The sequence below is a fragment of the Streptomyces sp. NPDC033131 genome, assembly GCF_055578365.1.
In genome coordinates this window covers 79,425-93,404 of record NZ_JBVIPA010000026.1, presented here as the reverse complement: position 1 = coordinate 93,404, position 13,980 = coordinate 79,425, and the positions used below count along the sequence as shown (strand labels likewise).

Below are 13,980 nucleotides of genomic sequence, written 5' to 3'. Positions count from 1 at the left end.
CACCGACATGCGCATTCTCGTCCTGGGCCACACCGGCTACCTTGGCAGTCACGTCGTCGAGCGGCTGCGCACCCTGCCGGGCGCGCTGGTCCTCGGCGGCGGCCGCTCGCCCACGGCCGAGTTCCCCGTCGACCTCGCCACCGTCCGCCCGGAGCGGCTGGCGAAGACCGTCGAGGCGGCCGCACCCGACACCGTGATCAACTGTGCGGGCGCGACCGGCGGCGACGCGGTGACCCTCGCGGAGGTCAACGCCCGCGGCCCCGCGGTGCTGTGCGCCGCGCTGCGGGCCGCGGCACCCGCGGCGCGTCTGATCCATCTGGGCTCGGCCGCCGAGTACGGCCCCGGAGTCCCCGACGTCCGCGTGACGGAGACGGCGGCCACCCACCCGGTCGGCCCCTACGGAGCGACCAAGCTGGCGGGCACGGCCGCCGTGACCGCCTCGGGCCTGGACGCGGTGGTGCTGCGGGTCGGCAACCCGGTGGGGCCCGGGGCACCGCCCACCGGGCTGCCCGGCCGGATCGCCGGACTGCTGCGCGCGGCCGGCCCCGATCCGGACGCGGTGCTGCGGCTCGGCGACCTGTCCGCGTACCGCGACTTCGTCGACGTACGTGATGTGGCGCGGGCGGCGGCGTACGCGGTCACGGCTCCCGCTCCACTGCCGCCCGTGCTCAACATCAGTGGAGGCCGGGCGGTCCCGGTGCGCGACCTGGTGCGTGGGCTGGCCGACAAGGCCGGGTTCCGTGGGCGGATCGAGGAGACCACCACCGGCTCGGCCCGCTCGGCCGACGTGTCGTGGCAGTGTTCCGACATCACCGCCGCCGACAAGGCCCTGGGCTGGCGTCCGGCCCACACCCTCGACGACGCGCTGGCCGCGTTGTGGGAAGGCGATGCCACCCCGTGAACCTGCTGATTCCGCTGTATGTCCACCCGGCCGAGGACCCGGGTGCCTGGCACCGTCTGATCACGGCCGCGACCCGCACGTACGGCGTCGTCCTCAACCCCGCGAACGGTCCGGGAAACGGCCCCGATCCCGCGTTCACCGCGGCGGCCGAGGCGCTGCGCACGGCAGGGGCACGGCTGCTCGGCTACGTCGACACCGACTACGGGATGCGTGACAGCGCCGAGATCGCCGCCGACGTGCGCCGGCACCAGGAGTGGTACGCGGCCGACGGCTGCTTCCTCGACCAGGTGACCGCGACGCCGGAGGGACTGCCGGCCTGTCGCCGCCTGGTCCGGACGGTACGCCGGCTCGGTGCCGGGACGGTCGTCATCAACCCCGGGGTTCATCCGGCGCCCGGATACGCCCGCCTCGCCGACCTGACCGTCACCTTCGAGGGCCACTGGTCGACGTACGTGTCGGCGTTCAGCAGACCGGCGTGGACCGCGCGGCATCCGCCCGAGGAGCTGTGCCACCTCGTCTACGGCGTGCCCGAGGCGCTCGTACCGCTCGCCGTACGCACGGCGCACGAGCGCGGTGCGGCGGTCTGCGGGCCCGTGACCGGGCAACCTCCCAACCCCTGGGCCGAGTTGACGCCCGCCCTGACCGGGACGGAACGATGAGGAACAAGCGGCCGGCCTTCGCGACGCTACTGGCGGCTCTCGCGGCTCTGGCGGCGTCGGCGCTGGCGGGCTGTTCCGGCGGCGCGGAACGGCCTGCCGACGCGCACGGTACGACGTCCGCTCCCCCGCGCACGACCACCGCGGCCGCGACGCCTGGCAGCGGGGAACCGCCCACACCGAGGGCTTCCTCCTCCCCTTCCCCGTCTTCGTCCACTTCCCCTGCCGACAAAGCCCGTCCCGGGCGCGGCACTTCGGCAAGCCCTGCCAAGGCCCTGTGGAAACCCCGGCCCGGGCTGGCCTGGCAGTGGCAACTGGACGGAAAGGCCAGTCCCTCGGCCGACGTGCCCGTGTACGACATCGACGGCTTCGAGAACTCGGCGGCGGACGTGGCCCGACTGCACCGGGACGGCCGCAAGGTCATCTGCTACATCAATGTCGGTGCCTGGGAGGATTTCCGACCCGACCAGGGCGCCTTTCCGCGTTCGGTGCTCGGTGAGCCCAACGGCTGGTCGGGCGAACGGTGGCTGGACATCCGGCAGGTCTCCGTCCTGCGTCCCCTCATGGAACGACGCTTCGACATGTGCCGCGACAAGGGCTTCGACGCGGTCGAGCCCGACCTGGTGGAGGGCTACGGCAACGACACCGGCTTCCCGCTCACCGCGCGCGACCAGCTCAGATACAACCGCATGATCGCGGCCATCGCCCACGAACGCGGACTGTCGGTGGGGCTCAAGAACGACCTGCCGCAGATCCCCCAGCTCCTGTCCCACTTCGACTTCGCGGTCAACGAGGAGTGCGCACAGTACGACGAGTGCGCGGAGCTCACCCCGTTCATCGCGGCCGGCAAGGCGGTGTTCCACGTGGAGTACACGGAACCGAGGAGCAGCTTCTGCCCGGAGTCCCGACGGCTGAACCTGTCGTCGATGGTGAAGGAACCGGAACTCGGGGTGTGGCGGAAACCCTGCTGAGCGAGCCCGCGCCGCATCCCAAGAGGCCAACCGGAAAGCTCATTCAGAAGACGGCGCGGTCGGCTGCTTGTCTGATGGCGGCGATGCCTGGTTCCGACCGTCTCGTGGAGAGCCAGGCCAGGGCTGCGGTGGAGGGCGTGAGGTCGGTGACGTCGATGTAGCGGATGCTGGGGCGGGGGAACAACTCACGGGCGGCTGCGGGGAGGAAGCAGATCGCCTCTCCGCCGGCCACGATGTGGAACAACGACTCCATATCGGTGGCGACCGGCCCGTAGCGCACGGGGCTGCCGTCGGGACGCGGGTCCACCGCCCAGAAGTCCCACCACACCCGCGGCACCTCTTCGGGCATGGCGACCACGGGATGGTCGGCCAGCTGGGCCAGCGTGAGGTGGGGCAGACCGGCCAGCCTGTCGTCTGCCGGAAGACAGGCGACACGGGGTTCGGTGGCGAGGTGATGCAGCTCTATGCCCTCCGGTACCGGAGGGCGCAGGAAAACCACATCGACGTCCTGACGGAGCAGAGCGGCGATGTGCTCGACGAAGTTCAGGCTGAGCAACTGCACCGTGATGCCGGGGTGGCTGTCGTTCAGCGCCTGCAGAACGGCGCGAGTGTGGGGCATGGCGGCCTCGGCTCCGATACTCCCCACGGTCAGCCGGCCCGAGAGTTGGCGGTTCTGCGCGTCGGCTGTACGCCGTATACGGTCGGCGGCTTCGACCGTTGCCCGGACATCGGGAAGCAATGCCCGTCCGGCCGCTGTCAGGGCGACCGTCCGGCGCTGGAGCGCGTGAACAGCCGCACGCCCAGGCGGACCTCCAAGTCCCGGATCTGCTGACTCAGTGCGGGCTGGGTGATGAACAGGCGGGCGGCGGCGCGCCCGAAGTGTGGTTCTTCGCTCAGGGCCAGGAACAGGCGTAATTGGCGAATGCTCGGGTCCGCAGCCGGCGCGGCCCCAGCACGGGTCGTAGCCACGATCTGTCCCCCTGCGGTCATAAGGATGATCTTATGGATGGACTGGAATCCCGCATGTCTGTGACTGCTGACAACACGAGTTATTTCATGTGAGCGCTCGTATGATCCGATACGGTCGGTGGCAGGCAGTCCAGGAGACGGGAAGATGTGTGAACCCCCTTCACTTCTGCGCCGCACTGACCGGAGCGCAGGAATCCGGTTTCACCGCGTACGGCGGCGACGATGCGGAACTGGCAGAGCTGAGGGGCCGATGAGCGGCGTAGTGATCCATCTTCCCCCGGAGGGCGACGAGGGTCCGGTGACCCTGAGGCTGGGTCCGGGGGACGTGGCCCGATTTGGACGTGGCTCCGGTTCGACACCCGTCGAGCTGCGGCTGAGCGACCCGGCGGTCTCCAGGCTGGCAGGGGAGATCCGGGCGACCGACGACCACTGGCAGCTGAGCAACTACAGCTCCACCCACAGCTATCTGGTGGAGAACCCGGAAGGGGCGGGGGAATACCTGAGGGTGCCGCCACGCCGCGTCGGCGCGCCCATTCCCTTCGAGTTCGCCCGTGTTCTCCTGCCGACCAGGGGCTCCACGGTCGGCTTCCAGGTGTTCGCGCCGGACCACGTCTACCTCGACCCGGACAGCAGGGGCGGCCGGTGGGGGACGCAGACCCTGACCGCGTACTCGCTCGACGAGACCGCCGCCTACTTCCTGGTGCTGGTCGCGCTGTGCGAGCCCCGGCTGCGCGACGAGTCGGCGGTCGCCGTCCCGACCACGCCCCAGCTCGTCGAAAGGCTGCGGAACCATCCGGAGTACAGCCAGTTGACGGCTCGCGCGATCAGCTCCCACATCGACTACCTCGCCGAGGAGAAACTCCGCATCGAGGCACCGGCCGTACCGGAACCGGGGCAGGGCGCGCGCCGCAACGGCAAGCGCGAGGCGGTCGTCGGACTCGCACTGCGTTTCGGGCTGGTCCGCGAGGAACATCTGGCGCTGCTGCCGTCCCGTTCGGCGGGGCGGGTGGGAACGGTGGGGACGGCGGGAACGTCAGGTCCGGTGGGGTCCAGATGAGCGAGTCGGTGAGCGTACCCCTGGAGCGGGTTCCGCGCGGCTACCGGGTCGGCGCATTCGAAGTCACCGAACTGATAGCGGCGGGGGGCTGGGGGACGGTCTACGAGGGCCGGTTCGTGGGACCCCACAGCGCGGGACACGACGGCGCCGGGCAGGGCTCAGCCGCAGCGATCCGTTCCGGTGGCGTGGTCGACGCCGAGGACTGCGCGGACGACACGGGTGGTCCGGACGACACAGGTGGTCCGGACGTGACCGGCCGATCCGGTGGGGCGGGGGGTCCGAAGAACCCGCCCGGCGAAGGACAGGTCGTCGCGCTCAAGTTCCTGCCCACCGCGGGGCTCGCGCCGCGCCAGGTGCGCGGGCTCGTGGAGACCGCGCGGCGCGAGATCGAGCTGGGCCGCCGGGCCCGGCATCCCCGGCTGATCCGGCTGCTGGACTCCGTCGTACTGAGCGAACCCGGGGATCCCGCTTTCGACGGGGCCGTCGTCCTGGTCATGGAACGTGCCGAGCGGAGCCTGCGTCAGCTCATCGAAGCGGAAAAGGACCTGGCAGACGGCGAAAAGGGCCGGCTCCTCACCGGGATCTTCGAAGGGCTGGCCCATCTGCACGGCCTCGGCTGGGTGCACGGAGACCTCAAGCCCGACAACGTTCTTCTCATGGCGGACGGTTCGGTGAAACTCTCCGACTTCGGGCTCGCCGCGGAGCTCGAGGGCACCCACGGCACACACGGCTACATCCCGCCCTTCGGCACCCCTGACTATCTGCCGCCCGAGCGCTGGCAGGCTCCGCTCGGCGAGCGTGGTGTGCAGGTGCGGCCGAGCGCCGACATCTGGGCTCTGGGCATCGTGATCCATCAGGTGTTCGCGGGCGGCGCCTCCCCGTTTCCCGGTGCCACGCCCATGGCGCGCAGGGCGGCCGTGCAGGAGTACGCCAAGGGACGAACGCCGCTTCGCATGGACAACGCCGTACCGCCTTTCTGGCGTGAACTGATGGGCGGCTGCCTCGCCCCGACGCATGCGGCCCGCGCCGAGCACACCGCCGCGAGTCTGCTGGCCCGTATCGAGGCGGGCGGGGCGGCGGCCGTTCCCGGTGGCCGCGTCCGGATGCGCCGTAAGGCGTTGCTCGCTGTCGCGGTGGCGGCCGGCGTGTGCGGAGCGACCGCCGCCGCCTGGTCCTACGCGGCCCCCGCCGATGACGACCGCTCCTCGGGTGCGCGTCCGGACCGCACCGCAGCTTCGGACAGCGCGGAACCGGCCGACCGGGTCGAGGTGTTCAACGTGGAGAAGGGGTGCCGCGACCGCGCCGAGGAACGCGACCAGCAGTGCAGTCTCGGTCTCGCGGTGGATCCTCTCGCCGCGTACACCGTCGACAACGTCGTGGCGACCCGGGTGTGGCACGGAGACGTCCTGTCCGTCGACTGCCGGATGCCGCAGGGCCTGCCGGTCATGGACGAGGCCGGCAGCCGGTCCACCGAGTGGTTCCGGGTCCGTCTGCCGAACGCCCCGAGCGGGACCGCCTGGCTTCCCGCCGTACGGACACGGGACCTTCCCACCGTCCCGGAGTGCGCGTGACTCAGCACAAACGGATCTCGCGTCCGTCGTTGTCCTTCGCCTCGTCGTTCCCCCAGCGCTGCAGGTAGTAAGCGGAGACATAGGCGCGCCCCTGGCCCCCGGGCGTCACCTCGTCGAGGTCGGTCAGCAGCCACCAGTGGTTGTACGAGCCGCCGGCCCGCACCTCGTCGCCCCACTTCTTGCACAGGACGTAGTTGGTGCCCTTGAGCAGGGTTCCCTGGGCGGCGCACTCCGGCCTGCTGTCGCCGACGCAGTCCACGGCGGCGTATCCGGTGGCGTCGGCGAAGGTGTCGACCCAGTACCTGTCCGGGTCACCACTTCCTCCGCAGGCATTGGTACTGGTCACACGGGGGAACGGCCCGTCGGGTGAGAGCCGGTACTCGGTGCCCTGGAGCACCGGGTTGACCATCTCGTCCGTCTCTCCGTCGTTGTCCCCGTTGGTGTCGTAGAGCTGCTCGTAGTGCAGATGTGCCGAACTCGTGCCGACCAGCCCGAGTCGTCCGAGCGTCGCCCCGGAGGCAACCTGCTGCCCGAGGCGCACGTCGATGCGGTCCATGTGCAGGTAGACCGTGAACCAGCCGCCGCCGTGGTTGATCTCCAGGCCGCCGGGCTCGAACAACTCGGTGACCGTGCCGGCGGCTGAGGCGGCGACCTGGGCACCGAGGGTCTCGCCGCCGACGCGGTACATGTCGAGTTTCTTGTCCTCCGGAGTGTGTCCCCGGTACGTCTGCAACTGCCAGGTCTGGCCGCAGCCGAACGGCAGCTTGAAATCGGGCCGGGCGGCGGGCACGGCGGCCGCTGTCGCGGGTGCCGCCGTGGTACAGAGCCCGAGCGTCATCAGCAGTGCGAGCACCGCCGCCGCCCAGCCCGAACGTGTCCCCCGTGGGAGCCGCATGGAACCTCACCCCTCTTCGGTGTCCTGTCCTCCAGGACAGTGCCGTACGAGGGCCGGGAGCGGACTCCCGCACGTTACGGAATCAGCTGGAACACCGGGTGGTCACACCGCCCTTGTCGTCGCCGGCGAGGAAGATCGCGCTGACGTAGCCGACCCCGCCCGCCCGCAACGGCAGTTCGACCCACTTGTCGTTGGTGTAGCCCTCGGCCGTGACTGTCTGGCCGACCTTCCAGCAGTTCGCGGGGTAACTCTCGTTCGCCTGCACCGTGCTGACCACGTCGCACGACGTCGACGCGCAGCCACGCACATTGGCCTGTGTCCACGCCGTGACCGTGGTCGGCCCGCCACCGCCGTCCGTGGGCTGGAAGGTGACGTCCACCCAGTCGTTGTCCGTCATGCCGAGGCCGTCCCAGAAGGTGCCGTCGGCGAGATCGATCCCTGCGGGGTTTGCGACCCTACGGCCGAACTCGTCCCGGCCGCCGTTGTAGCCGTTCTGGTACGCCGCCTGGGCCTCGGGCCTGCCCTGAGGCAGGTCGCTCCACATCTCACGGACGGAGGACGGGTTCCAGTAGTCGTCCTTGGTGTTCCAGGGGCCGACGTCCCACACGGGTGCGGTCTCGCAGCGGCCGGTACGCGGATAGCAGAGCCGCACCTGGTACTCGTGGCCGCCGTTGCTCGCCAGCATCCGGCGCGAGGGCAGGGCCACGAAGTGGTCTCGGGGCTTGATGACATGGCCGTTCGCGGTGGTGTGGCCCTCCAGTCCCTCGCGGGTCGCGAACAGTCGGTACGTGGTGGCGGCGGCGCCCACCGCGCTGCGTGCGCCGGCCGAGAGCCCGGGCTGTACGCGGTCCGCGTGGACGGTGACATCCGAGACCGAGGGGCCGGCGTCCCGGTTGCCGAGAAACGTCAGCCGGACCTGGAGCACGGAGACCGCCTCGGAGAGCACGAGCTTCCCGGCCCGGTCCGGCGTACGCCACTCCGTCCAGGTCCCGGGGTGAGCGCTGCCCCGTACCTCGGTCAACAGCCGGGTGCCGGAAGGCACTTCGGCCTGGCTGCGGAGGGTGAAGGCGCTGGCTCGGCGGCCGAGGCTCTGCACGGGCGCCGTGTAGACGGCGAAGGACGCCTCGGGCTCGGACGGAGTGCGCACACGGGCGCTCTTGACGGTGATGCTGTCGTCCGGGCGGTGTCCGATGTTGCGCTGGTCGGCGGAGGTACTGGTCAGGTCCACCCGCCAGCTGCTTCTCGGGTTCTTGTCGGCCGCGGTTTCCGCGACGGCGGTGGCCGGTGGCAGGCCTGCGAGGACAAGCAGGGCACACAGGCTTCCAAGCAGCCTGCGGGATATCGGTTTCACGTGGTTCTTCCCCCAACTGATCTTCGGGCCGCTGCGATTCAGCGCGCTACAGAGCCCTATCGGGGGTCGCGATGCGCTGTCATTCCGTAACGTTCCGGATGCCCTCCCCCGGTGTCGCACGGATACGTTCCGAGCCGTTCGGTTCAGCAGTCACACAGGAACCGGACAGCAACTGTTCGGGAACCTCTGGGAGGAAGCACTCGTGCGTCTTGGTCTGCCCGGCTTCAATCTGCGTGCCGGTCTCACGGCGGCAGCAACCCTGCTCCTGCCGCTCCTGGCGGCGGCACCCGCCGCGGCCGAAGCACCCGCCCAGCCCACCGGAGCCGCCGCCTTCGCCGCCTCGTGCCCCGCGGCCGGCACCGTCAGTCAGGGCTACAGCAGCACCCACGACGGCGTCGACATCGCCAACGCCGTCGGCACCCCCATCCACGCGGTCGGTGCCGGCGAGGTCATCGCCTCCGGTCCGGCGAGCGGCTACGGCCAGTGGATCCGCATCCTGCACTCCGACGGCACGGTGACGGAGTACGGCCACATGTACCAGCGGGACGTCTCCGTCGGCCAGCAGGTCCAGGCCGGCCAGCGCATCGCCCTCATGGGCAGCGAGGGCGAGTCCACCGGCCCGCACCTGCACCTGCGCGTCAGGATCGGCACCTCCACGACGATCCGCGGCATCGACCCCGTCCCGTATCTGCGCGACCGGGGCGTGAGCCTGCCCTGCACTCCGGGAGGCGGTGGCGGCCAGACCACGGTGACGGCATGGACGGAGGCCAACGTACGCAGCTGCGCGTCGACTTCGTGCGATGCGGTCAGCAAGGTGTACCCGAACGAGAGCTACCCGGCGAACTGCTGGGTCACCGGCCAGCTCGTGAACGCCGAGGGCATCTCCAACGACAAGTGGGTCCAACTGCCCCTGCGCGCGGGCGGCGTGGGCTACGTGAGCGCGATCTTCCTCAAGGGCGACGAGACGGGCGGCGTCAGCCGTCAGTGCGCCTGATCCGAGGCAGGTACGGAGAGTCGAGATGAAGCTGAGAGTGTTGCGGTGGCTCTGCGCCACGGTGGTGTGCGCGGGTCTGGTGGCCGCGGCCGTCCTGACCGACGGCGGCGACGGCTCGGCCGCCCAGCCGCCCCAGGCGGCGGGCCACGACCGGCTCCGAGAAGCGACGAGCGCGGAACTGGACGTCCTGCACCGGGCGGAACAGCTCCTGACCCGCGGCTGCATGGCGGAGCGGGGCTTCGCGTACTGGCCCGTTCCACGGATCCCGGCGCCGGACCACCGCACGTTCCCCTACGTGGTCGACGACGAGAAGTGGGCCGCCCGGCACGGGTACGGACGGGACATCCAGAAGCGGCTCGACGAGCAGGACCGCGACTCCCCGTCTGCGCGCTACCTCCACGGCCTGGCCAAGGAGCGCCACCAGGCCTGGGGCGTCGCCCTCGACGGCCCGTCCTCGGACCGCACGGCACTGCGGGCCGAGGTTCCCATGGGCGGCACCTTCAGCCGCAGCGACCAGGGGTGCGTGGTGGACGCCTGGCGCACCCTCTACGGCGACGTCCGCGCCTGGTACCGGTCGACCCGGATGGTCGACAACCTGCCCGGCTTCCGCATCGGGCGGGTGAGCGAGGACCCCGCCTTCAGGAAGGCCGTCCGTTCCTGGAGCGGCTGCATGAGCCGGCACGCGATCAGCGCCGAGACGCCTGCGGCGCTTCGCGGAGAACGGCTCGCCGACAAGGTCCCCGACGCCCTGTCCGAGGACATCCGCGTCGCCACCGCGGAAGCCCGCTGCGCGCACACGTCCGGCCTGGCGGCCACCGCGGCACGGCTGGACCAGAAGTACGCCGATGAGCTCTACGACGAGCACTCCAAGGCTTTCGACACGGTACGGCGCCTCCAGAAGGCCGCCCTCCCCAAGGCTCGCGACGTCGTCCGCAAAGGCTGACGTCGCGGTGAGTACAGCTATCGACAACCGAGAGGTGAACGAGAGAATGTCCAAGATCCGCACCATGCTCGTGGGTACCGTCTTCGCCGCCACCGCGGTCCTGGCCGCCCCCGGCATCGCCCAGGCAGCGCCCTGCAGCACGGGTGAGTTCTGCGCCTGGGCCGACGGCGAGGGAGAGCTGCACGCCCAGGGCAACACCGCCGACTGGCCGGACAACGTGCAGAACAAGGTGGACGAGGTCCAGAACAGCGGCACCTCGGGTGGCCGGGACGACGTCAACATCTACTACAACGAGTCGTACGCCAGCGCCTACGCCTGCCTGCCGCGCGGGGAGACCTGGAACCTGCGCGACGGCTCGAAGATCTTCAGCTGGGTGAGCAACCAGGTGGACTCGAGCAAGCGGTACCAGGGCTGGAACGCGGGCGTCCACGACAACGCCGCGTCCCACAAGTGGGTCACGGACTGCGGCCCCAACACCTGATCCGCTGCGCTGAGCAGCCCACGATCAGCACATGAAGGCAGGGCCTCTCGGCCGCTCCAGGTTGTCGAAATCAACCGGTGCGCCGGGAGGCCCTGTCGTCGTTGTCGCGTGATGTCCGCGCCTCGACTTGATAGGCAAGTGAATAGTTGCCTATCCTGGGGTCGTGGCCGACGACGTGTTCAAAGCCTTGGCCGACCCGACCCGCCGCACCATCCTCGACGAGCTCACCCAGAAGTCCGGGCAGACACTGTTCGAGATCTGCTCTCGACTGAGCATGAAGCACCAGCTCGGCATCTCCCGCCAGGCGGTCTCCCAGCACCTCGCCGTGCTGGAGGCCGCCGGGCTCGTCGAGACCAGGCGAGATGGCCGCTACAAGTTCCACGACCTGAACACGGCCCCGCTGCGGCAGATCACCGAGCGATGGCTCGCGCCCGACGCACCCGGACCAGAGAAGAGCACCCCATGAAGATCCATCTGACCAGCGTCTTCGTCGACGACCAGGCCAAGGCCGAGCGCTTCTACACCGAGATCCTCGGCTTCGTGAAGAAGCACGACGTCCCGGTGGGCGAGAAGGACCGCTGGCTGACCGTCGTCTCGCCCGACGAGCCCGACGGCACCGAACTCCTCCTCGAACCTGCCGGCCACCCCGCCGTCAAGCCCTACCGTGACACGCTCGTCGAGGACGGCATCCCGCTCGCCCAGTTCGCCGTCGAGGACGTGCAGGCGGAGTATGAGCGCCTGCGCGGCCTCGGCGTCCGCTTCACCCAGGAGCCCTTGGAGATGGGCCCCGTCACCACCGCCGTCTTCGACGACACCTGCGGCAACCTGATCCAGATCGCGACCAAGCCGCAGTAGGGGTTGCCCCCCACGTGCAGCCGACCCTGCCTGCCGGGCCGGCGGGTGCAGGCGCTTCCTCGATCCGGTGTCCGAAACGCCGCGTACCGCCTACGGTGAAGCGCGATGACACTCCTACAAGTACATGACTACGGGGGCGATGGCCCCCAACTGGTTCTCCTGCATGGATACGGACGGGCACTCACCGACTGGGACGCCACAGCCGCCCTGCTCACCGTCGGGCACCGTGTCCTCGCCGTCGACCTTCCCGGGCACGGCCGCTCTCCCGGCATCTCCCCCTGGACCATCCCCACCGTGGTGCGGCACATCGCGGACACGCTCGACGCGCATGGCGTGCCGGAGGCCGTTGTGGTGGGCCATTCCCTCGGCGGACTGGTCGCGGTCGAGTACGCCCGGGCGAATCCGGACCGTGCGCGTGCCCGGGGCGCCGTGAATCTCGACGGCTTCTGGTGGGGACCCGAGTACCCCGGCGCTGAACGGGTGAGTGAATGGCTGCTGGCGTCGGCCGGGGCCATCGCACCACCCGAGTACATCGAGACGCAGCTCAACCACTCCGCCCGGCTCGGGATTCCCGCCGACCGTGCGGAGGCCGCTACCCGCGCGGCCGTACGCCCCTTGCCCGACGGCAGGTGGCGGACGCTGCCGGAACGGAAGGATGCGCTGGGGATCCTCGACGAACTCCACAGGCTCGGCGCGCTCGGTGTCACCACATGGCTGGACGGGGTCGACTGCCCGCTGCTGCTGGTGCAGGCGGACCGTCGGCCACCCCCTGCGCCCGGCATGGAGTGGTTCGGCGAATTCAGCACCGGATTCGCACGAGAGGTCTCCGACGAGCTGGCCGCGCTCTCCCGCACCCGGTCGGCGATCAGCGTCAACCGGATCGACGCCACCCACGTCATGCACATGGAAGCCCCGGAAGCGGTGGCGACGATGGTCACCGGCTTCGTTCGAGGACTGCCCGAACTCCTGGTGCGATGACCCCGTAGGACTTTCGCGGGCACCGTCCGCCCGTCGGTGCGGACGGTGCCCGCCACGGCCTCCGACTGTGCCGAGCCCCGTTCGCCCAGATGACCGCAGCACCTCTCGGCCGGCTCTGGCGTCGGCCGAGAATTCTCAGCTCTGGCATGATCGACTGACTACCTTCTGGTGTAAGGCTGGAGCTGCCGATGGACGGGACCGGGTCGGCGCATTCCGCGCGGGTTTCCGCATACGCGGCCGTCGGGGCACGACTGTCCCTGTTGAGCGACCGTCGACTTGAAGATGCGGTGGCCGCCGCACCGAGTCTCGGCTCCGGTATCGGCGGTAGGTCCGCGGAGATGGAGATCGAGGGGATACGCGTCTTCGTCAAACGGGTCCCGCTGACTGACATCGAGTTGCAACCGGAGTGCGTGCGGTCGACCGCCAACGTGTACGAGCTTCCCCTCTTCTACCAATACGGGGTGGGGTCGGCGGGATTCGGTGCCTGGCGTGAGCTGGCGGCGCACATCATGACGACAGGCTGGGTACTGAAAGACGAGTACGCGGGTTTCCCGCTGCTCTATCACTGGCGGGTCCTGCCCGACACTCCCCCGGCCGACTTCGCTGACGGCCTCGGGGGTATTGAGGGGGCCGTCGCGCACTGGGACGGTTCGTCGGCCGTGCGCCGCCGGCTTGAGGCCATCGGAGGGTCCTCCTCCAGCCTGGTGCTCTTCCTGGAGCATGTGCCACAGACGCTCGCCGCGTGGCTCAGCGACACCCATGACGCGGCCCGGCCGGAGCCGGGAGGCGAGTCGCCCTACCGGTGGGTCGAGGATGCGCTGCGGGAAGGGACGGAGTTCATGAGCGCGCGCGGACTGGTCCACTTCGACACTCACTTCGCCAACCTGCTCACCGACGGCCGGCGGGTGTACTTCGCGGACTTCGGGCTCGCGTTGAGCCGCGACTTCGAACTCTCGGCGGAGGAAGGCGCCTTCCTCGCCGATCACCTCCTGTACGACCGCACCTACGCGCCAAGTCACCTGCTTCGCCACCACCTGCCCGACGCGGTGCGTGCCGGCACCGAACACGGGGTTTTCCTGCGCAACTGGCTGGAAGGTCACCCAGCCGTCGGCGTACCACCCGAGATCGGCGAGATCATCGACCGGCACGCCCCGCACGCACTCGTCCTGGACGACTTCCACCATCGACTGCTTACGCAGAGCAAGCGCACACCCTTTCCCACGGCTGAGGTCAAGAGGGCCTTGGCACGCGCATCACGGTCACCCTGGGAGTGAGAGCCCGTCGCACTGCACCGGGCAGCCGGCCACGGCGCTTTCAGTGGTGATCGATACCCCCGTCTCGATGAGGTGCGACATCTG

The 13,980-nt window shown here is 70.0% G+C and carries 16 protein-coding genes; 12 read left to right on the top strand and 4 right to left on the bottom strand.

Annotation, left to right across the window (positions count from 1 at the left end; translation table 11 throughout):
- Nucleotides 1–7: 7 nt before the first annotated feature.
- From ACZ5XS_RS29040 to ACZ5XS_RS29030, 3 genes are read left to right on the top strand one after another with little or no spacing between them, the layout of a single operon-like run.
- Nucleotides 8–901: an NAD-dependent epimerase/dehydratase family protein gene (locus ACZ5XS_RS29040; protein WP_468656184.1), complete on the top strand. Its 894-nt coding sequence runs from the start codon at nt 8–10 to the stop codon at nt 899–901.
- Nucleotides 898–1,560: a spherulation-specific family 4 protein gene (locus tag ACZ5XS_RS29035; protein WP_468656182.1), complete on the top strand. Its 663-nt coding sequence runs from the start codon at nt 898–900 to the stop codon at nt 1,558–1,560. Before ACZ5XS_RS29040 ends, ACZ5XS_RS29035 begins: the two co-directional genes overlap by 4 nt.
- Complete coding sequence (locus ACZ5XS_RS29030) at nt 1,557–2,528, top strand: endo alpha-1,4 polygalactosaminidase (protein WP_468656180.1); 972 nt, start codon at nt 1,557–1,559, stop codon at nt 2,526–2,528. The genes ACZ5XS_RS29035 and ACZ5XS_RS29030 overlap by 4 nt, the downstream gene beginning before the upstream one ends.
- A 43-nt stretch (nt 2,529–2,571) precedes the next feature.
- On the opposite strand, the gene ACZ5XS_RS29025 is transcribed toward ACZ5XS_RS29030, so the two are convergent.
- Together ACZ5XS_RS29025 and ACZ5XS_RS29020 are read right to left on the bottom strand one after the other, a co-directional pair.
- A complete protein-coding gene (locus ACZ5XS_RS29025) occupies nt 2,572–3,147 on the bottom strand; it encodes a LysR family substrate-binding domain-containing protein (RefSeq protein WP_468656178.1) in 576 nt (191 codons plus the stop codon).
- Between the two features lie 137 nt (nt 3,148–3,284).
- On the bottom strand, nt 3,285–3,497 hold the full coding sequence (locus tag ACZ5XS_RS29020) for a helix-turn-helix domain-containing protein (protein ID WP_468656176.1): 213 nt from the start codon (nt 3,495–3,497) through the stop codon (nt 3,285–3,287).
- A 250-nt stretch (nt 3,498–3,747) separates the two neighbouring features.
- On the opposite strand from ACZ5XS_RS29020, the gene ACZ5XS_RS29015 reads away from it, so the two are divergent.
- Both ACZ5XS_RS29015 and ACZ5XS_RS29010 read left to right on the top strand, forming a co-directional pair.
- Nucleotides 3,748–4,554: an FHA domain-containing protein gene (locus ACZ5XS_RS29015; protein ID WP_468656174.1), complete on the top strand. Its 807-nt coding sequence runs from the start codon at nt 3,748–3,750 to the stop codon at nt 4,552–4,554.
- Nucleotides 4,551–6,125: a serine/threonine-protein kinase gene (locus tag ACZ5XS_RS29010; RefSeq protein WP_468656172.1), complete on the top strand. Its 1,575-nt coding sequence runs from the start codon at nt 4,551–4,553 to the stop codon at nt 6,123–6,125. The genes ACZ5XS_RS29015 and ACZ5XS_RS29010 overlap by 4 nt, the downstream gene beginning before the upstream one ends.
- Before the next feature lies 1 nt (nt 6,126).
- Here the strand turns inward: ACZ5XS_RS29010 and ACZ5XS_RS29005 are convergent, their stop codons facing one another.
- Both ACZ5XS_RS29005 and ACZ5XS_RS29000 read right to left on the bottom strand, forming a co-directional pair.
- Nucleotides 6,127–7,020 (bottom strand): M23 family metallopeptidase, encoded by an 894-nt coding sequence (locus ACZ5XS_RS29005; RefSeq protein WP_468656170.1) that lies wholly within the window; start codon nt 7,018–7,020, stop codon nt 6,127–6,129.
- A gap of 82 nt (nt 7,021–7,102) precedes the next feature.
- Nucleotides 7,103–8,371 (bottom strand): SH3 domain-containing protein, encoded by a 1,269-nt coding sequence (locus tag ACZ5XS_RS29000; protein ID WP_468656168.1) that lies wholly within the window; start codon nt 8,369–8,371, stop codon nt 7,103–7,105.
- A gap of 202 nt (nt 8,372–8,573) precedes the next feature.
- Here ACZ5XS_RS29000 and ACZ5XS_RS28995 point away from each other — a divergent pair, with 202 nt between their 5' ends.
- The 7 genes from ACZ5XS_RS28995 to ACZ5XS_RS28965 all read left to right on the top strand — a co-directional run bounded on the left by ACZ5XS_RS28995 (nt 8,574) and on the right by ACZ5XS_RS28965 (nt 13,896).
- Nucleotides 8,574–9,365 (top strand): peptidoglycan DD-metalloendopeptidase family protein, encoded by a 792-nt coding sequence (locus ACZ5XS_RS28995; protein WP_468656166.1) that lies wholly within the window; start codon nt 8,574–8,576, stop codon nt 9,363–9,365.
- A 25-nt stretch (nt 9,366–9,390) separates the two neighbouring features.
- A complete protein-coding gene (locus ACZ5XS_RS28990; RefSeq protein WP_468656164.1) occupies nt 9,391–10,308 on the top strand; it encodes a hypothetical protein in 918 nt (305 codons plus the stop codon).
- Between the two features lie 46 nt (nt 10,309–10,354).
- Nucleotides 10,355–10,789 (top strand): peptidase inhibitor family I36 protein, encoded by a 435-nt coding sequence (locus ACZ5XS_RS28985; protein ID WP_468656162.1) that lies wholly within the window; start codon nt 10,355–10,357, stop codon nt 10,787–10,789.
- A 163-nt stretch (nt 10,790–10,952) separates the two neighbouring features.
- Nucleotides 10,953–11,255, top strand: a complete 303-nt coding sequence (locus tag ACZ5XS_RS28980) for an ArsR/SmtB family transcription factor (RefSeq protein ID WP_468656160.1) — start codon at nt 10,953–10,955, stop codon at nt 11,253–11,255.
- Nucleotides 11,252–11,644 (top strand): VOC family protein, encoded by a 393-nt coding sequence (locus ACZ5XS_RS28975; RefSeq protein ID WP_468656158.1) that lies wholly within the window; start codon nt 11,252–11,254, stop codon nt 11,642–11,644. The genes ACZ5XS_RS28980 and ACZ5XS_RS28975 overlap by 4 nt, the downstream gene beginning before the upstream one ends.
- 105 nt (nt 11,645–11,749) lie before the next feature.
- The gene (locus tag ACZ5XS_RS28970) at nt 11,750–12,622 is read left to right on the top strand and encodes an alpha/beta fold hydrolase (RefSeq protein ID WP_468656156.1); all 873 of its coding nucleotides are present in this window, start codon (nt 11,750–11,752) and stop codon (nt 12,620–12,622) included.
- Nucleotides 12,623–12,810: 188 nt separating this feature from the next.
- A complete protein-coding gene (locus ACZ5XS_RS28965) occupies nt 12,811–13,896 on the top strand; it encodes a protein kinase family protein (protein ID WP_468656154.1) in 1,086 nt (361 codons plus the stop codon).
- Nucleotides 13,897–13,980 lie beyond the last annotated feature (84 nt).